At 45.7% G+C, this 19,944-nt stretch carries 15 protein-coding genes; 14 read left to right on the top strand and 1 reads right to left on the bottom strand.

Translation table 11 applies throughout. From position 1 onward, the window contains the following. The 4 genes from DC345_RS22305 to DC345_RS22290 all read left to right on the top strand — a co-directional run. Positions 1-709, top strand: a 709-nt coding sequence (locus DC345_RS22305) for an exosporium glycoprotein BclB-related protein (protein WP_309304344.1), incomplete at its 5' end; no start/stop codon positions are given. A 331-nt stretch (positions 710-1,040) separates the two neighbouring features. Next, positions 1,041-1,787 (top strand): AraC family transcriptional regulator, encoded by a 747-nt coding sequence (locus tag DC345_RS22300; protein WP_258530762.1) that lies wholly within the window; start codon positions 1,041-1,043, stop codon positions 1,785-1,787. Positions 1,788-1,863: 76 nt separating this feature from the next. Continuing rightward, on the top strand, positions 1,864-3,093 hold the full coding sequence (locus DC345_RS22295) for a multidrug efflux MFS transporter (RefSeq protein WP_113054975.1): 1,230 nt from the start codon (positions 1,864-1,866) through the stop codon (positions 3,091-3,093). Further along, positions 3,065-3,658, top strand: a complete 594-nt coding sequence (locus tag DC345_RS22290) for a hydrolase (RefSeq protein ID WP_113054974.1) — start codon at positions 3,065-3,067, stop codon at positions 3,656-3,658. The genes DC345_RS22295 and DC345_RS22290 overlap by 29 nt, the downstream gene beginning before the upstream one ends. 122 nt (positions 3,659-3,780) lie before the next feature. On the opposite strand, the gene ytaF is transcribed toward DC345_RS22290, so the two are convergent. Further along, complete coding sequence (gene ytaF / locus DC345_RS22285) at positions 3,781-4,404, bottom strand: sporulation membrane protein YtaF (RefSeq protein ID WP_113054973.1); 624 nt, start codon at positions 4,402-4,404, stop codon at positions 3,781-3,783. Positions 4,405-4,569: 165 nt separating this feature from the next. Between ytaF and DC345_RS22280 the strand changes: the two genes are divergently transcribed. From DC345_RS22280 to DC345_RS22235, 10 genes are all read left to right on the top strand, one after another. Further along, positions 4,570-5,229, top strand: a complete 660-nt coding sequence (locus DC345_RS22280; protein WP_113054972.1) for a DUF1232 domain-containing protein — start codon at positions 4,570-4,572, stop codon at positions 5,227-5,229. A 655-nt stretch (positions 5,230-5,884) separates the two neighbouring features. Then, positions 5,885-11,083, top strand: coding sequence for a S8 family serine peptidase (locus DC345_RS22275; RefSeq protein WP_113054971.1), 5,199 nt, complete (start codon positions 5,885-5,887; stop codon positions 11,081-11,083). A 230-nt stretch (positions 11,084-11,313) separates the two neighbouring features. Further along, positions 11,314-12,072, top strand: coding sequence for a YheC/YheD family protein (locus tag DC345_RS22270; protein ID WP_113054970.1), 759 nt, complete (start codon positions 11,314-11,316; stop codon positions 12,070-12,072). A gap of 238 nt (positions 12,073-12,310) precedes the next feature. Continuing rightward, a complete protein-coding gene (locus tag DC345_RS22265) occupies positions 12,311-13,315 on the top strand; it encodes a Gfo/Idh/MocA family protein (RefSeq protein WP_258530760.1) in 1,005 nt (334 codons plus the stop codon). A gap of 19 nt (positions 13,316-13,334) precedes the next feature. Further along, entirely contained in the window at positions 13,335-14,258 is a 924-nt protein-coding gene (locus tag DC345_RS22260) for an AraC family transcriptional regulator (RefSeq protein WP_246318147.1), read from the top strand. A gap of 12 nt (positions 14,259-14,270) precedes the next feature. After that, positions 14,271-15,368, top strand: a complete 1,098-nt coding sequence (locus DC345_RS22255; protein ID WP_113054968.1) for a Gfo/Idh/MocA family protein — start codon at positions 14,271-14,273, stop codon at positions 15,366-15,368. A gap of 140 nt (positions 15,369-15,508) precedes the next feature. Continuing rightward, entirely contained in the window at positions 15,509-16,222 is a 714-nt protein-coding gene (locus tag DC345_RS22250) for a glycosyltransferase family 2 protein (protein ID WP_113054967.1), read from the top strand. A 180-nt stretch (positions 16,223-16,402) separates the two neighbouring features. Next, positions 16,403-17,152, top strand: coding sequence for a FadR/GntR family transcriptional regulator (locus DC345_RS22245; RefSeq protein WP_113054966.1), 750 nt, complete (start codon positions 16,403-16,405; stop codon positions 17,150-17,152). Continuing rightward, a complete protein-coding gene (locus tag DC345_RS22240; protein WP_113054965.1) occupies positions 17,152-18,363 on the top strand; it encodes a M20 metallopeptidase family protein in 1,212 nt (403 codons plus the stop codon). Before DC345_RS22245 ends, DC345_RS22240 begins: the two co-directional genes overlap by 1 nt. Next, positions 18,360-19,925 (top strand): ABC transporter substrate-binding protein, encoded by a 1,566-nt coding sequence (locus tag DC345_RS22235; RefSeq protein ID WP_113054964.1) that lies wholly within the window; start codon positions 18,360-18,362, stop codon positions 19,923-19,925. Before DC345_RS22240 ends, DC345_RS22235 begins: the two co-directional genes overlap by 4 nt. The last annotated feature ends 19 nt before the right edge of the window (positions 19,926-19,944 follow it).

Here is a 19,944-nt window from a genome sequence, read left to right as displayed (position 1 = left end):
GACTGGAGTAACGGGAACAGCCGGCGTCACTGGTGTGACTGGTGCTACGGGAGCCGTGGGATCGGCCGGAGCCACAGGGGTGACTGGAGCGACAGGAACAGCCGGCGTCACTGGTGTGACTGGTGCTACGGGAGCCGCAGGCTTGGCCGGAGTAACTGGTATTACAGGCGTTACAGGAGCTACAGGTTCGGGAGCGATCATTCCTTTTGCTTCTGGTGGTCCAGCCATTTTGACTACGATCGTTGGTGGATTGGTTGGTACAACAAGCCTGATTGGTTTCGGTAGCTCAGCAACGGGAATCAGCTTGGTGGGAGGCGCCATTGATTTAACAGGATCGGTAGTTGGACCACTCATTAACTTTGCTTTTTCGGCTCCAAGGGATGGAGTTATAACTTCCATAGCTGCGTATTTTAGCACAACCGTAGCCTTATCTTTGGTTGGTTCAACGGTAACCATCACAGCACAACTGTTCAGCTCGCCTACGCCAGACAACGCATTTACGGCTGTTCCTGGAGCTGTCGTGACACTGGCACCTCCACTTACAGGTATTATCGCATTGGGCAGCATCTCCAATGGTATAACAACCGGATTGGCTATCCCTGTGACTGCACAGACTCGTCTGTTGTTGGTGTTCTCGGCGACGGCTACCGGACTCACACTCGTGAATACCGTTGTCGGTTATGCAAGTGGTGGCGTGAACATTACCTGATTTAGTTTAGCGAACAACAGAATTAATAAATTGATGAAACAAGCTGCGCTCCATTTGAATTGGAGACAGCTTGTTTTTTTGTTCTTTTAGGTTTATCTTCGACACAAACAGGATTGAATGAATTAACTGAGAAACCATCATCAGCTGAATGTCCCTGTATATTAAACATGCTACTCTTTGGAAATCCTGAACAGGTGAACTGGAAGAGTGAATAATAAAATTAGACGATATGTGCGTGGAGGAAACCATGAATATAGAACAGCTCTTTTTCCATATTTTATACTGCAACTCAAGAAAGCCGAAAGAACTTCGAACATTTTCAAATAAAGGAGTGCGAACGCTTCAGCATCATGAACTTATATTTATTACAGGTGGGAAAGCGGAGATTACCATCGATAGTAAAAGATATTCCATTCAGGAAGGCGTTCTAATCTATCTTCAACCGGATGTCCCTCACTTGATAGAGATTGACTTTAAAAATCCCATCAGTTTTTTTTCGGTTCACTTCAGTTATGTCCGGATCGAGCAGAATGATAATACATGGACTGTGAACAATGACGTAGAGGTGTTTCCCTTGCCTGCTGTCCAGCAATTACAGGACTATTACCAATTGGAAGAAGTATTTAAACATATGGTGGAGACCTGGTATACGAAATTACCGGGTTATGAGTTTAGCACCAAGTCCTTATTACAGCAGTTGATTATCGCGATCGGCCAAAATGTAAAAAAGCGTCATCGTAATTATGCGACATCCCTGAAAGTGGAAAAGATCATCAACTATATGAATCAACATCTGCATCGTAAAATCACCTTGACCGAATTATCTGAGCTCGTACAGTTATCAGCCCCGTATTTATCAAGAGCTTTCAAAGAGATTACAGGATACTCCATCATAGAATTTTTCAACAAACTGAAGATGGATAAGGCAAAAGAGATCATTTTGGAAGGAAACAACAAAGTTAAAGAGGTTGCGCAGTTACTCGGTTACACGGATGAATTCTATTTCAGTAGGTTATTTAAACAATTGGAAGGGATGAGTCCAACGGAATTTTACAGCAAAAATGTCCATGGAGTTTAACATAATGCATGGTGTACAGCCGTTCTGATCGCTAAGATGAGGATATGATTCTGAAGCGGGAGGAAGGCTTGTTGATATGCCGCTGTGGAAAAAAAATTTGATTGTATGTTGGTTTGGAATGTTTGTGACCGGAGTTGGGATGAGCCAGATCGCACCGATTTTGCCGCTGTACATCAAACAGCTTGGTGTGAACGACTCAGCAGCGATTGCCCAATTCTCCGGAATTGCCTTTGGCATCACATTTGTACTTTCTGCCATTTTCTCCCCCATATGGGGAGCGGCTGCCGACAGATGGGGAAGGAAACCGATGCTTCTTCGAGCGAGTTTGGGCATGGCTATAGTAGTAGGTTGTATGGGGTTCTCAACAAATGTGTACATGCTCATTGGACTTCGGCTACTACAGGGTGTCATCACAGGATATAGCACCGCCTGTACGACGCTGATTGCGACCCAAACCGATTCCAAACATGCGGGCTATGCTCTGGGCACACTTTCAACGGCCAACATTGCAGGTTCCTTGATCGGACCTACAATTGGTGGTTTCATCGGGGTGAATTGGGGACTCCAGAATTCATTTTTTATAACGGGTGGGCTGATGATGATAGCCTTTATTACGACCGCCTTGTTTGTGAAAGAATCGTTCACGAGAGAGGACAAAGTGGTGCTTGGCCTCAGGGAAGTATGGCGAAAAGTGCCCGAGAAAAGTTTGACGATTAACTTATTCGTTACTTTTTTTGTACTCACTGTGGCCTTATATTCGGTGGAGCCTATCATTACCGTGTATATTACGCAGCTTTCCGGTAACACTTCGCATGTTGCTCTGTTGGCCGGAATCGTATTCTCGGCATCAGGACTCGCCAATCTCATTGCTGCACCAAGGTTGGGCAGGCTTTCGGACCGAATAGGCGCACAGAAGGTCATATTGGTTGCTCTTCTAGCTGCCGGAATTCTCTTCATAGCACAGGCGTTTGTAGCGAGTCCGTGGCAATTGATGGGCCTGCGTTTTTTATTGGGATTGGCGGCAGCCGGGCTGATTCCTTCGGTGAATACTCTGATCAAAAAAATTACACCAGCTTCACTTACAGGTAGAATGTTCGGTTTCAACATGTCAGCAGGATATCTAGGAGTATTCGGCGGTGCCGTTTTAGGTGGACAAGTGGCTGCCTGGATGGGAATACGATATGTGTTCTTGATTACCAGCGCATTGATATTGATCAATGCTGGCTGGGTGTATTTTAAGGTCTACAAAAAACTTGAAACGAATGGGAGAGAAGATCATGGAAAACTTGAAAAAAGCAGAAGCTGAGCAGCTTACAGCCGAAAGAACAGCGTTGGTTGTGATTGATTTGCAAAAGGGGATTGTGAATAGCCCGCTACAGGCTCCACATACAGGTGAGCAGGTGGTGCAGAATGCGGCCAAGTTAGCACAGGCTTTCACGGAAAAGGGAGCCTTTGTCGTGCTTGTAAAAGTCTCGTCAGTCGATGGAAAAGACATGTTGAAACCAAAAACGGATATGGAACGGGGAGCGATTCAGTTTAGCGCAGACTGGGATCAATTCGTGCCTGAAATGACTGCCCATACTCCTTATCATACGGTTGCCAAGCGTCAATGGGGTGCGTTCTTCGGTACGGATCTTGATCTCCAGTTGCGACGTCGGGGAATAGATACCATTGTATTATGTGGCGTTTCCACGTCGATCGGTGTGGATACTACAGCGAGAGAAGCTTATCAGCACGGTTATCAACAGATTTTTGTTGAAGATGCAATGACGGCTGCTACCAAGGAAGAGCATGACTACGTTTGTAAAACCATTTTCCCCAGATTGGGCCGCATTCGCTCCAGTGAAGAAGTGGTTATGGCGCTGAAATAGTATAAGCGGGTGTATAACCAAGGATTCTGAGGCAGATAAGGATCTATCAACAATAGTGCTAAAATACTCCAAGAAGGAGACATCTGATCAGATGTCTCCTTCTTGGAGTTTGGCATACAAGATTAGAACAAATTATTGGCTGCAATCAACAATAAGAGAACCCCGCTGACAAGTGTTCCGAACTGTCCCAATGTGAACGAACCAATACGAACGTTAGCCGCTTTGGTCCCCATCCACACGCCAAACCATACGGTAACAAAACTGCCGATGGCTGCGGTAAGGGAAATATACAAGGGGGATAGGCCCATCAGCCCGGCGCTTAGACCATTCGTCAGTGCATTTGTCGAAAGAGCAACGCCCAGAATCAATGCTTCAAGGATTCCAATATGGTTTGATTTGTCTAAATCTACCCGTTCTGGATTTTGCAAAATAGACCCAATCCCGAGGGTTTGAGAGTCGGTCTCTTCGTGATCTTTCTTCTTGCGGGGAACCGATAATAAGATGATACGAAAACCGATAACGAGTAGGATGAATGTCCCCAGCAGTATAGGAAAAACGCCAGGAAGCACGATCGAAATCCATTTTCCGAACAAAATACCTGAATAGCTGAACAATAAACAAACAACGGCGATCAAAAAATTCGAAAATAGGCTGATTCTGATTTTTCGGATCCCGTATGATAGTCCGACACCCAGATTGTCAAGACTCGAAGAGACGGCCAAAGCAAGAATAAGCATCCACGCCATAAAATCACCTCATGATCTGTAGTCTGCTCTTAATGTATGTCGTGTTGAGATTCATGTGCCCGTCCTTGAGAAAAATGCAACAAACCGTTGTTGATGAAGAAAGAATAAGGTAAACTTTCACCACGTTGTCCCATATACTAGACTATCGATCATATCTCTGGAGGGATGCTGGTGAGAGCAAATGATCAAACAAAGGATTGCCATATTGGAGATTTGATCAAGCCTCTACTTGCCAGACGTGAGCTCTCGATGCGCAAATTTAGTACGTTGTGCGGAATGGACACGGCTACCATTTCTCGGATTCTGAACGGGAAGCAGCAACCGAAGCTCACACATTTGCAGATTTTTTCCGAACAGTTGGACATTTCACTGGATCATCTTATTGAGGCTACAGGCTACAAAATCAATCATGTCAAAAGAGAGACTGAGCGGGGTATTCTGGATTCGCTTGAATCGATCAAAACGGTTCTGCAACATACGAAATTATTGGACCTCGATATAACAACAGAGCGGATAGAACAGGAGATGGTTAAGTATGAACAATACGCACGTACGGATGAAGGGCATCGAATAATATGTAAGGAGTTTGAGCTAAAAATCAATCAGATAAACGGTGCGGGACCGTTTATAGATCACTTGAAGGAAATGTATATTCAATACTGTGATGAGATTACACCCGAGAACGATCGTACTCTGATCGGTAGTGCGTTATTATACTTTATTTCGTCTGCCGATCTGATCCCGGACTATCTCTTTCCGATTGGTTATCTGGATGATGCCATTGTTGTGTATCTGGTGTTGGATCGTCTGAAGCAACGCTCATGACGGGAATGGTTTGGAAGAACCCCAAAAGAACGGCGCGAAGTATCTCGCATCGTTCTTTTTGATGTGAATGAATCAGATATAGTTAAAAAGAACTGTTTGAATCAATCGAAACGTCAGAGTTTTCGTATTCGCGAAAAGAAGATGCATTACAGAGAGTCATTAGACTTATGAAAGCATTAAAAAGGCTTATTTTCTATATTTTTCTATAAAAGTGCTTGTATATCTCATTTTGTGACTCTATAATATACCATAAATATACAATTTGATTCTAAATTTTATATTATATGTAATTTTAAGAGTTTGTTTGTACATAGGTTAAGAAATCTCCCGTTCTACCCAGGTCCATAATACTCCCATGTAAAGTATGCGTTCTTGCTAACGCCGGTGATTACCCTCCTTAATGCATGCGAATAAACTTCCGCTCACAAGATGGATTAATTTGAAGTCCACCTCTTCCATATATACGCTGAAATTGGCTATCTAATAATCTTTCACATACGATGTAATTTAATAACCTGTCCTGTAAAGGAGGTGAGGCTTGATGTAAGTAAACGCAATCAGTCTGTCCAGTTGAGGTTGTTTCATCGTTTCATTTAAAGAAATGGATACAGTGAATCACTGTATTACAAAAACCGGGTAAAGGGAGTGGAAAAGTTTGATAAAGATGAATCGTTTGCGTAAGCCGCTTTCCATGGGCCTGTCGCTTCTCCTTGCATTATCTATCATTCATCCGGTTTCAGCTGAAAACGCCGCATCGCAGAAGATCGACATGAAATCCAGTTCGGGCAAGATCACCACCTCCAAAGTTAACGCAAAGCTGAGCAAGGAATTTGAGAGCAATGATTATGTTACTTATCTGGTGAAAATGAAAGAACAGGTAGATACAGCCTCAGTATCCAAGCTAGCCTTGGAAAAGGCGACGATTGACAAGCAAACGGCTTCGGCAACGAAATTGTCCGTGCGAAGCACGGTTGTAAGTACTCTGCGGGAAACGGCCTCACGATCCCAGTATACCCTGGAAAGTTTTCTTGAAAAGGAACTTGACCTTGGCAAGGTCAAAGAATATAAAAGCTATTTTATCGTTAATGCACTCGCAGTAACGAGCACGAAGGAAGTCATGGAACAGATTGCACTTCTTCCCGAAGTGGATAAAATACTGCCTAACGAGCAGCGTTATATGCAGAAAACCGAGATCAGTAGTGAAAGTGCAACAGCTGCTCCAGCAACGGAGTCTGCCAAGTCACCAGCCAAAGAGGCAGATAAGAAGGAAAGTGCGGCTGCTAACGATAAGAGCCTGCAGACAGAGAACGTTGAATGGAACATCGATTCTATCAACGCGCCAGCAGTCTGGGATAGAGGAATCGACGGTACAGGTATCGTTGTTGCCAACCTGGATAGCGGGGTCGATTACACCCATCCAGCACTCCGCAGCAAATGGAGAGGGCTTGATGCTTCGGGAAATGTCGTTGATCCCGAGCTAAGCTGGTATGATCCCCATAGCCATGCTTCCCTTCCTGCGGATGGAGATGGCCATGGTACACATACAATGGGTACCATGGTAGGCTCCGAAGCGAATGGCACCAACAAAATCGGGGTTGCACCCGGAGCAAAATGGATTGCTGTTCGAATTTTCAATCCGAGTACGACCGATGCCATTATACTGGATGGCGGGCAATGGCTGATTGCTCCAGTGGATGCTGAAGGAAACTTGCACCCTGAGCTTGCCCCGGATGTGGTTAACAATTCCTGGGGTGGTGGCGCAGGATTGGACGAGTGGTTCCGTCCAATGGTACAAGCTTGGCGTGATGCACAGATTTTTCCGGAATTCTCAGCCGGGAATGTGACACTGACGAATCCGGGAGGTCCAGGTTCAGTCGCGAACCCTGCGAACTATCCAGAGAGTTTCGCAACGGGAGCAACGGATATCAACGGGAATCTAGCTTCGTTTTCCCTTCTGGGTCCTTCCCCTTATGAGGAAATTAAGCCGGAAGTTTCGGCTCCAGGTGTTAACATCCGTTCCTCTGTTCCGGGCGGTGTATACGAGGGTGGCTGGAACGGCACGTCCATGGCAGGCCCACATACCACTGCACTGGCCGCACTCCTGCTTCAAGCCAATCATTCCCTTACGGTTGATCAGTTGGAGCAAATTATTATGGATACAGCGACACCGAGAACAGACAGCCGGTATCCAACTTCGCCCAATAACGGCTACGGTCACGGTATTATCAATGCACTGGATGCTGTGGGCTCCGTCCTCGAAGGTATAGGGACGGTATCTGGCAGGGTTGTCACAGCAGGTGACGATCTAGAAGCGCCTGTCCTGGAACATACGCCTGTCAATTCTGCTTTTACGGGACTTGATATTCCACTTACTGCACGTGTTACCGATAATGTCGGTGTAACCACAGTAGAGGCTTTTGCCAAAACAAAGGGCACGAGCCAGTACGTATATCTGCCGATGAATCGAGTAGCTGGGGATGCCAAAGATGGAACTTACACAGCGACAATTCCGGCATTTCTGATCGAGTCACAAGGCTTGGAGTACTATATCCGGGTCAATGATTATGGCAATAACGGATTTGAGAGTGAAGTTTATAAGGTCGCTGTCTCCAATGGAGTTCAGCCTGGGTATCTGCAAGACTTTGAGGAAGACAATCTGGGCTTTACCTCGGGGGGAGTTGGCAACACCTGGGCATGGGGAGCACCAACGAGTGGACCGGGAAGTGCATACTCTGGTGACAAGGTGATTGCAACCAATCTGACAGGGACATATGCAGCCAACAGCAATGCCTACTTGCTCGCACCACCAATTGATCTTACCCAGAGCTCTGAGGGAGCTTTGTTATCCTTCAAGCACTGGTATGATTTGGAGAGCAATATCGACTTTGGCAAAGTGTACATTGCAACAGAGGATAGTGATTTCGTATTTGAAGAGGCATTGAGCTTTACAGGTGCCGGTGGAGGTTGGAAAACTCAATATATTGACTTGCGTGACTACGCCGGCCAACAGGTATTTATCAAGTTTAATCTGACCAGTGACAATTCCGTTCAAAAGGCTGGTTGGTATATTGATGACTTTTCCGTACAAGCTCCAGATGATATTGCTCCGGGAGCGCCAAGCGGATTGTCCGCTTCTGCCGACATTCTGGGGAACGTAAACTTGTCCTGGACGGGATCGGACGATGAGGATCTGAAATCCTATAACGTGTATCGTTCAACGAATTCCGGCTCAGGTTATGAATTGCTCGGAAATACATCATCAACAACATTTACGGATACGGCTACAGTAACAAATTCGACTTATTTTTATAAGGTAGCCGCTCTTGACTATAGTGGCAATGAGAGTGACAAGTCGAATGAGGTATCCGTGACCGTGGAGGTCCCGGAAGATATCTTCATCGACCACTTTGATGGTAGCAGCGACAATGGCTGGACTCATTCCGGCACCAAGGATGAGTGGGAACGGGGAGTTCCCGTCGTTGGACCTGCCAATGCAGTTTCTCCGCCAAATGTATGGGCAACCGATCTGGACAGCACTTATGAGAACGGTTCAAACTACTCTCTGGTTTCGCCAGTTGTAGACTTAACCCAGGTAGATCAAGCTACGCTGACGTTCAATCATTGGTATGAAATCGAAAGTGGATACGATTATGGTTATGTTGAAGCCACGAAAGACGGTGGCAACACATGGTCGGAGCTTGGTAAATTCTCTCATTCTTCAAATGGAAAACAATGGACTCCAGTATTCTACGATCTGGCTGCACTGAAGGGGAATGAAGTTCAATTCCGGTTCAGATTGACTTCGGACAGCAGTGTCGTCAAGCAAGGCTGGTACATCGATGACTTCCGCATTCTGGGTATCGCCGCTGAGACGGTTACGGAAGATACGGCGATTGTTCTGAACAGTGACAAGCCTAAGCCGGAATATGATAATGCTTGGTACAAAGTTTCAAGTACGGACAAGGCTGAATTCAATAAAACCAAACAGGAACAGCCTGAAATACAGAAACCTGGAGCAGGCTCTGTAACGCCTCAAAGCTTGCCTGCAAGTGCAACGGTTACCGTTCTGGAAACAGGACGTTCCGTGAAGACGGACCCAACGACAGGTAAATACAGTTTCACTCATGTGGCTGGTGATTACACGTTGAAGGCTGAGGCCTATGGCTATTATCCTCAAACGAAGACGGTAACCATCACGGATGGAAGTGGAGCAACAGCCAACTTCAATCTGGAAACCATTCCTCAAGGAAAGATTGAAGGTATTGTGAGCGATGAGCGTACAGGGAAACCTATTGTTGGAGCATCAATTCTCGTGTTGGAAGATGCTCAAGTAGGCGCTGTTCGCACAGGAGCAGATGGTAAATTTACTCTGGATGTTCTGGAAGGAAGTTATACACTGTCGATCATCGCAACGGACTACTATAGCAAAACTGTGAATGTAACAGTGCCTGGGAATGGTACAGCCGAAGCGAAAGTTACTTTAAAACCATTTATTGGATTTCCTGGAGAAATTGCTTATGACGATGGATCGGCTGAAAATGCAAGAGCCTTTGTGGCCGCAGATAATGCATGGGCTGTACGTATGACACCAGAATTGGAGACAGCACAGCTTACAGGTGCATCACTTCGATTCTGGAATACGGAGTGGCCAGTACCAGGAGGAACAGCATTCAAATATGCCGTCTATGATGCCACTGGATCGGGTGGAGCACCAGGCCGATTGCTGGCGGGACCGTTCGACGGTACGGCATTGCGCAATAATCAGTGGACAACCGTTGAATTTCCCGAGCCAGTAGTGGTACAAGGCGATTTCTATATCGTATATGTTCAGACTGCAGTTGGAACGAGCGCACCAGGACTCGCAACCGATGAAAATGGTGTGAATGCAGGGCGGAGCTGGCAGCGTGTAGGCGGTGTATGGAGTACTGCACCAGCAGAAGAGGGTAATTATATGATTCGTGCAGTTGTGAAATATCCGGTGAATGCACCTGTACTGACGCAACCGACGAACACCTATACCAACCAGCCGACATTTGATGTATCGGGAACTTCTCCAGCTTCTGGAGCCCAAATTAAGATTTATAACGGAAAAGAAATAGCGGGAACCACAACAGTGGAGAATGGAAAATTCAAGCTGAATGTTAAACTTCGTGCAGGGGTTAATGCCATAACTGCCGAGGCAGTAGTTAACGGAAAAACAACGGATCGCTCCCTTCCAGTTGTGGTCATCTTGGATCAGACAGCACCTGTGCTAACGGTCCTTACACCTGAAGAAGGAAGTCGAATCAACACCGAAGTGGTTCATATAACCGGAGATGTACAGGACCAATTCCTCGACAAAGTGACCATTAACGGACAGAAGGTGAAATTGGAGCAAAATAGAAGCTTTAATCACCGCGTACTTGTGAATGAGGGCAAGAATACGATCACAATCATTGCGACAGATATTGCAGGCAATAAAACAACCGTGACACGGACTGTTTATGTGGAAACGTCTTTGCCTGAACTGACCAATATCTCTCCGGCTGAGGATGTACGGATTGTAGCAGGAGAAACCGTAACAGTTTCGTTCGACAGTAACCCTAAATTACAGGCCTCTTTCCGGATTGAACTGCCATCCAATTTGAGCACACAGGCTGGCGCAGAGATTCCATTGGTGGAAACGGAAGCTGGTCATTATACAGGCACCTATACAACTGCTTCTTCGCTGGTGCTTGAGGGTGGAGTGATCGTGATCCGTGCTCAGGACGCAGCGGGGAATAAAGTTGAAGTGGAAGCGCCCGGACGGTTGTTCGTATCTGCAGCAGAAGCTCCCGACACGAATGTCCCAGTTGACGAAAATCTGTTGCCATAATCGAACAATCAAGAAGAGGCGTATAATCCAGTTCAGCTTCAAATAGAAACAGAAATGATGATCTGAACATGTAAATTGAAAGCCGACAAGCTCACGAGATAGTGGCTTGTCGGCTTTTTGTGTGTAAATTCAGGAGGTATTGCCTAAGATTCGTTCAATGATATTGCATATGATGCATCAGATTAATGTAACAGCGAATGTGTTGAATTTGAAAACAGGAGGAACGATCTGTGGGTATTGAGAAATCACAACCGTTACGAAGCAAATGGCTTAAAACAAAGCAGCTTATCAATAATGACTCAATAAAACCGTTCATACCTGATACACAAAAGTTTAACAAGGTGAATCTAAAATCTATGATAGCCAGATATGGGATGTTATATATCAAGCCTGAAATAGGAACCCATGGAATGGGCGTAATAAGGGCTGAGATGAAAAATCAACAGGATTTTGCGTATCAGATAAATCAAAAGCGTCTGACGTTCAATAGCTTCGATTCGTTCCATAAAAGTCTTGCACATGTTGTAAATCAGAGAAGCTATCTTATTCAGAGAGGGATTCATCTGCTAAAACACAATAAAAGGCGCTTTGATATCCGCGTCATGGTGCAGTTAAGCCCAAAACAGCTGTGGGAAGCAACGGGGGTCATTGGCCGACTTGCACATCCCCAAAAAATAGTAACCAATTATCATAACGGCGGTCAGCCAGTGGATATTCACAAACTACTGGAATCTCACGTATCCGCCAAGCGCAGCAAAGAACTGATTCAGGAAATGAATGAGCTTGGTGTTGTGATCGCTCGTCATATGAATAAGAAATACACGCGATTGAAGGGAATTGGCGTGGATATTGGACTGGATCAAAGTCTGAAACCTTGGGTCATTGAAGTGAATGCCAAGCCGGACCCTTATATATTTAATCAATTAAAAGACAAGACGATGTATCGCAAGGTAATCCGGTACTTCCGTTACACAGATCATAAGCCATAAAATCTTCAACCTAACTTTGGACATCCTTGATTTCGAACGGTTACATGCAGCGAAAGCTTCCTATTATCACGAATTGGTGAGCAGGAAGCTTTTTTTGCATGTTTTCTTAAGAAGGTCATTCTGATTCATGTCGTAATTTTATATAGTTATTGTCGTAAGTTCCTATTAAAATTAGATCAGGTCTGTGTTAATTTATAGTTAGATGTCAGAATATCATATAGTATGGAGGTTAATCATAGTGACCATTCGAATAGGTAAAATAAGCTTATGGCACGTACATGCCTGGGATTATATTAAACAGGCTCAGGAGCACGAAGATACGGTGATGGCTGCTGTATGGGATGAAGATGCCAAGCGTGGACAGGAAGCTGCTGAACGTCTGAATGTACCATTCTATGCTTCGCTTGAAGATATGCTGGCACAGGACAACATCGATGCCGTCATTGTAGATGCACCGACACGTCTTCACGAAGAAGTGATTACTGCTGCTGCAAAAGCGGGCAAACACATTTTTACAGAGAAAGTTATCGCTTCAACTATTAAAGAAGTAAATACAATCATTTCGGATGTACAGGATAACGGAGTGAAAATGACGGTTTCTTTACCGCGTTTGAACGATGGATATACATTAACGATTCAAGATGTTTTGAACCAAGGACTACTTGGTAAGGTAACTTATGTTCGTGTGCGTCTATCGCATAACGGTGCGATTGCCAATTGGTTGCCTGAGCATTTTTACGATCTAAAAGATTGCCAGGGAGGGGCACTAATTGACCTCGGTTGTCATCCGATGTATCTGACGAATCTGTTCCTGGGTCAAGAAGTGACAGGTGTTAATGCTAATTTTGGATATTTTACTGGAAAAGAAGTGGAAGATAATGCGGTAGCTACCTTATTTACGGATTCCGGAGCGATCGGTGTGGTCGAGGCTGGATTTGTGAACAGTCATTCGCCGTTTGCGATAGAAGTGCATGGTACAGAGGGTACACTGTTATACGGAACACCGGACGATAAGCTATTGATTCGCACGAATGTTGGTTCAGATCAACAGAAAGAATGGACGGAAATTCCTTTGCTGGACAGAAGAGAAAGCGCATTCAGCCAGTGGGTATCCCATATTCAAAATGATACGATTGCTACCGAGAATTTGCAGACGGCTACTCAGTTAACTCGCCTGATGGAGGCGGCCAACCTTTCTGCGAAGGAAGGGCGCAAAATCTCCTTGAAGGAGTTACAGGGATAGGGTATTGGGAGGTGCCGCATTGAGCCGATATCCTTTTGAGAAGATGCTTGAACGACAGGATATCCTGGAAAGGCTGGATGTCTCGATTCTGTGGGGGCACTACGAAATACGCGTACTGCGATTTCATCTGACTTCTTTTCCAGCAGGCAGAATCGTTGATTTTCATAACCATGCAGAATTCGAGTTACATTTCATCCCTAGAGGGAAAGGGAAAGTCATTCTGGGGGATGAGATGCATCCGCTCTCTGAAGGCATGCTGTATTTAACGGGCCCGGGTCTTGTTCATTATCAGGAGGCGGATTCACAAGAGGCCATGGATGAATTATGCCTACACGTGGATATCATCGAACATCCCAGAGAGGGTGTAGATCCGTGGGAGGCAGCAGAATCAGAGGAAACGATCGAAAAGCTTAGAACACTTCCGCTTGTTCCGGTACATGATTATCATCGCGCCATGAATTGCTTCTTGGAAGCCTATGAGGCTTGTGACCGAAAACTGATCGGATATTACACGTCTATTAAGCAGCAGGTGATCAGTATTCTGCTGAAGACTGTCCGAGCCTACGATATCGGAGGAAATCGGGCGGAAGCTCCCGTGCGAGACATGTCGGTGTACAGGTACGATTATGCCATTCAGTATATGGAGGCAAATCATCCTTCGGCAGTAACGCTGGAGAATGTAGCGGAGAAGCTGCATATTAGCAGCAGACAACTGCAACGCATCTTTTATCAGGTTCAACCGGAAATGCCTTTCAGCCGTGTGTTGGAGGATATCCGCCTGCGCGCGGTATGCCGCAATCTGGAAGAAAGTAATGTTTCCATCGAGCAAATTGCCCTGGCTTCAGGGTTTACCAATGCGAATTATTTGCATGCTGTTTTTCGCAAGCGTCTGGGGATGACCCCATCGGCTTTCCGTAAAATGAAACAACCAAACCAAAAGTGAGGGTGATTAGATATGAGTAAAACGTATCGTGTAGGGATTATTGGCTGTGGCGGGATTGCAAACGGCAAACATCTGCCAAGTCTGAGCAGGCTTGATAATGTAGAACTAGTTGCTTTTTGCGATATCGTTCAGGAACGTGCCGAAGAAGCCAAAGAAAAGTATGGTAGTGCCGAAGCACAGGTATACACGGATTATCAAGAATTACTTCAGGATGCGACAATTGATATTGTTCATGTTCTTACGCCAAATATCTCTCACGCAGAGATTTCGATTGCTGCACTGGAATCCGGAAAACACGTTATGTGTGAAAAACCAATGGCCAAGACTTCTGCTGAAGCGCAAAAAATGCTTGAAGCAGCGGAGCGTACTGGTAAAAAACTGACTATCGGATACAATAACCGTTTCAGAGAAGACAGCTTATACCTGAAGCAGATGTGTGAAGCTGGCGAACTGGGTTCGATTTACTTTGCCAAAGCACATGCGATTAGAAGAAGAGCGGTACCGACTTGGGGTGTTTTCCTTGATGAGGAGAAACAAGGCGGCGGACCGTTGATTGACATCGGTACACACGCACTTGACCTGACACTGTGGATGATGGATAACTATCAACCGAAGGTTGTTCTGGGCACAACGTATCACGAGCTTTCACAAAGAGAAAATGCAGCCAATGCATGGGGCCCTTGGGACCCGGAGAAATTCTCGGTTGAAGATTCCGCTTTTGGTATGATCGTAATGGAGAATGGCGCGACAATTATGCTGGAGTCCAGCTGGGCGCTCAATTCACTGGATGTGGATGAAGCGAAATGCAGCTTGAGCGGAAGCGAAGCAGGTGCGGATATGAAGAATGGTTTGCGCATCAATGGTGAGAAATTCAGCCGTTTGTACACCAACGAAATTGAACTGAGTGCAGGCGGGGTCGCTTTCTACGATGGGAAGAGTGAAAGTGCGCCGGATGTAGAGATGAGAAAGTGGATCGAAGCGATCGATAAAGATCTGGAGCCGGTTGTAACACCTAAACAGGCTTTGGTAGTTTCACAGATCCTGGAGGCACTCTATGAGTCTGCTCGCACAGGTAAAGCCGTTTACATGAACGAATCCAATCAAGCCTAGAATGAATTTAAAAACCCTTTGTCCTGATCTTGAGGACAGAGGGTTTTTTGGCCTTTTATACGCTATCGATTCGTCTATACCATTCTCTACTTCTGAACGTATGATGAAAAAACATATTTGTGCAGAAAAGAGGGTATGTCATGACAGCAAATAAAACGGGAAACGGTGTCTCTATTATAGTATGTACCAATCGGCCACAATTCTTTGACAATATCCTGCAAAATTACAATCGACAGCGCTATAAGGCAAAAGAGCTAATCATCATTTTGAATCATGACAGCATGAATCTGCAATTATATCAAAATCGCGTTCGAAAACATGCAAATGTTAGCGTATATCAAGTACCAGAAAGCATATCGCTTGGACAAAGCCTGAATGCCGGGATTACCCGAGCCCGATTCCCGTTGATCGCCAAATTTGATGATGATGACTACTACTCGCCATTTTATTTGAAAGAACAAGTGAATGGACTAAAACGAACGAAAAGCGATATTGTGGGCAAACATTCATGTTTGGTTTACTTGGGTGCTTCAAAAACGCTGCTGGTGAGATCACCCAAAGAAAAGAATAAATATGTGGAATTTATACAAGGCGGCACACTTCTGTTCAAAAGGGAGATATTGAAGAAGGTTCGTTTCACGGATCGTTCCGTTGGAGAAGATGTAACCTTTCTAAGACAATGCAGAAAAAGAGGATTCAAAACTTATGCTACGTCACCATATAACTATGTGTATCACCGGAGACAAAATAAAAAAAGTCATACCTGGAGAGCAGATGATAGCTTTTACCTGGAAGGAAGCAAACGGTTAGCAGTTACGGAAGATTTCAGATCATATGCAGATAAGGGATTATAGAGGGGATAATTCAAACTAAAAAGATGTGTCTGTCTAATGCAGATGCATCTTTTTTTGTTTGGAAAACGGGCCGAGTTGAAAACTATTTATAAAATCATCAAAAAAAGTATTGCATATCTGTTTAGTCGGAATTATATTAATGGTATAAGGTCTAGACCATTTACAGATCGGAGTGTTCACATGTCCAGTACGTTTTCATTTCGTTTTGAAAAAGTATCTACCAAAAAGGTCAGTGAATTTATTAGAGAACAACTGGAGGAAGCCATCATACTAAAAGAATTAATGAGTGAAGAGCAGCTTCCTTCTGAACGAGAATTGGCCGAGATTTTTAATGCGAGTCGCATTACGGTACGTGAGGCGTTATCCACGCTGGAAGACAAGGGTCTGATTGAGAAACGCGTGGGAGCTAAGGGTGGAACTTTTGTCTTGCCTTTGACAGCCAATTCTCATAAACGCACAAGAGAAGAAATTAAACGGGATTGGGAACAGATGCTGAAAGTGTTTGAATACCGAACCATTATTGAGCCGGAAGCGGCTTTTCTGGCTGCTGAGCGGATTACTGCAGGCGAGCTTGAGCTGCTGGAAGCTTATATGGAGCAAAGCATTGAACCTCATTGTACAAGGGAATGGTTCCGGGCTCTGGATGTGAAGTTCCATCTAACCATTGCCAAGGCTTCTGGGAATCCATACTGCGAGGCCGCCGTGAGACAGATCAGAACAAAAATTAATCCGGCATTGGATCTGATGCCATATGATGACCGAATCCGCTCCGTCAATCATGGGATACATATGGAGATTCTTGAAGCACTGAAAGCACATGACAGTATCAAGTCCCGGGAAACAATGAAAAGACATATTGAATTCTCGGCTGATGCGATCTATGCGCGACTGGTATCAGAATCGGATGATAAAAAAGGGGATGAGAACTAATGGACCAATCACAACTATATCAACTCGCACAAGCATTGCAGCCCCAACTCATTGCCTGGCGGAGAGATTTTCATTCCCATCCGGAAATCGGCTATGAGGAGTTCAGAACGTCAGAGATCGTAGCCAAACATTTGGAAAGCCTGGGTCTTGAAGTAACGCGCAATGTCGGAAAAACCGGAGTGGTAGGTTTGCTGAGGGGAGAGACTGAGGGCCCCACGTTTGCACTTCGGGCAGATATGGACGCATTGCCTATACAGGATCAGAAGTCGGCTGAGTACAGTTCCCAAGTAGAAGGCAAGGCGCATCTGTGCGGGCACGACGCCCATACAACCATTCTGATGGGAGCGGCTAAGCTGCTAACGAGCCTCGGCCGACCGAAGTCGGGCAACATCAAATTTGTGTTCCAGCCTGCGGAGGAAGGATTGGCAGGTGCACGTGCCATGATTCAGGATGGAGTACTTGAAAATCCGAAGGTGGACGCGATCGCAGGACTGCATATGACTCCAGGACAAGATACGGGTACCGTCGGGGTAAGCAAAGGCGTAGCGTTTGCTTCGGCAGACCGTCTGGTGATTCGGGTACTTGGCAAGGGTGGACATGCTGCGAGGCCGCATGAAGGTATCGATGCCATTGCTGTATCTGCTCAGGTCATCACTGCACTACAGAATCTGGCTAGTCGTATGGTAGACCCGCTGGAACCTGTTGTGGTAACGATTGGTAAAATCACCGGGGGCTACATGGGAACAGCAATTGCACCGGAGGTTGAGATGATCGGCACGGTTCGAACACTCTCTCCAGCCATTCGTGAACGCATGCCAGCCTTGATTGAACAGGTCGTAAGTGGGGTGTGCAGTTCGTTCGGGGCTGGTCACGAGGTCATCTATGGCGATGGTTACCCCGTAGTGGTTAACGATCTGGGTATGGTTGACCTGCTTACGGAGACCGTTGACGGACTCGAATGGGCGAAGGGATGGAGCAGTATTCCACCATCCACGGGTGGAGAAGATTTCGCATTCTATTGTGAACAGATTCCGGGTGTTTTTTTCCGATTGGGTTCAGGAAACGAGGAAGAGCGAACTCGTTATCCGCTTCACCATCCGATGTTCGATCTGGATGAGGCGGTCATGCCATATGGTGTGGGCATGCTGTCCGCCGTAGCGCTTGAATTTTTGGCAAGACACACAACTTCTGAGGGGGAGCATGGAAAATGAAAAAAAGACAATGGACTGGCATGTGGATCACATTATTGGCTGTAGTACTGGTGCTGAGCGCTTGCGGTGGCAAGACCACTGGCACGGATAGCAATTCAGCATCAAGTGAATCTGGCAGTAGTTCTTCTGCCAGCACTACGCTTACCATCGCAGCTGCTACGGATATTGAGAGCTTTGACCCGCACAACAACAATAATACATCCAGTGAAGCGGTGCTGGTCAACGTATTTGATTATCTAATCAAAAATGATAGTGAACAGAAGAAGGTTCCAGGTCTCGCAACTACATGGGAGCAAGTGAATGACACCACATGGCGCTTCAAGCTGCGTGAAGGAGTGACCTTCCATAACGGTGATCCATTCACCTCAGCAGATGTGAAGTATACACTGGAGCGCGTAGCCAAAGACAGCACTCTGAAACAAAACAGCTACTTCAAAAACATTGTAGAAGTGAAAGTGGTCGATGAATATACGGTAGATATTATTACCGACGGACCAGATCCGTTGCTGCTTAATCGTCTGTCCAAGATGGGGGCTGGCATTCTGCCTGCCAAATATATTAAGGATAATGGGTTTGATAAATTCCTGAAACAACCTGTTGGCACAGGTCCATATAAGTTTAGTAAATGGACAAAAGATGATCGCGTCGAACTTGTGAAAAATGAAAATTACTTCGATGGTGAACCGAAATGGAATGAGGTTGTATTCCGTGTCATCCCCGAAGCTTCCACACGTGTATCTGAACTGCTGGCAGGTGGTGTTGATATCGCAGCTTCCATTCCGTCGACAGATATTGCCCGCATTGAAGGAGAAGCAGACAAGAAGATTGTCAAAGCGCCGATTCAGCGTGTACTTCAGTTGATTTTCCGCCAAACAGAGGGCAGTGTCACAGCTGATCCGAAGGTTCGGGAGGCTATTGATCTGGCAATCGACAAGCAGGGCATTGTAGACAGCATTGCCGGAGGTGCAGGTATTGTGACTCGCACATCCGTAACACCTGGTAACTTTGGGGCAGATCCTTCGTTGTACCAAACATCACTTTATGATCAAGAGAAGGCGAAGCAGCTGTTACAGGAAGCAGGTTATGCAGAAGGTGAAGCGGAGATGACCATCTCGGTATCCTCACAGTACAAAGAGCCTGCCGAAGTTGTGGCAGCGATGCTGGAGCAAGTGGGCTTCAAAATTAATCTGGACGTGCTTGAACCAAGTGCTTTCAGTGAACGTTACAGTTCCAAATCATTCAAGGAAATCTTCATGATTGGAATTGGTAATTCCCTCTTTGATGCTTCAAATAACTACAATCGGTACATGTTGGACGAGGCCAAAGGAGAGTCGGATTATAACAATCCGGAAGTGGAGAAATTGCTTCAGTCCGCACTGGTTAACATGGACCCGGCATCCAGGGAGAAAGAGTACCAGCAAGTACAGCAAATTCTTGCTGAAGATCGCCCAGCTGTGTATTTGTACCAGATGGAAGGGGTATATGGTACCGATAGCCGTGTGAACTTCGAGCCGCGCAGCGATGAAATGTTCTATGCTGACGAGATTACACCTGCACAGTAACATCAGACAGAACAACCTG

Source organism: Paenibacillus taichungensis, from assembly GCF_003287275.1.
Taxonomy (GTDB): Bacteria; Bacillota; Bacilli; order Paenibacillales; family Paenibacillaceae; genus Paenibacillus; species Paenibacillus taichungensis_A.
The sequence above is the reverse complement of the archived record's forward strand: the minus strand, read 5'-3'. Positions and strand labels throughout refer to the sequence as shown.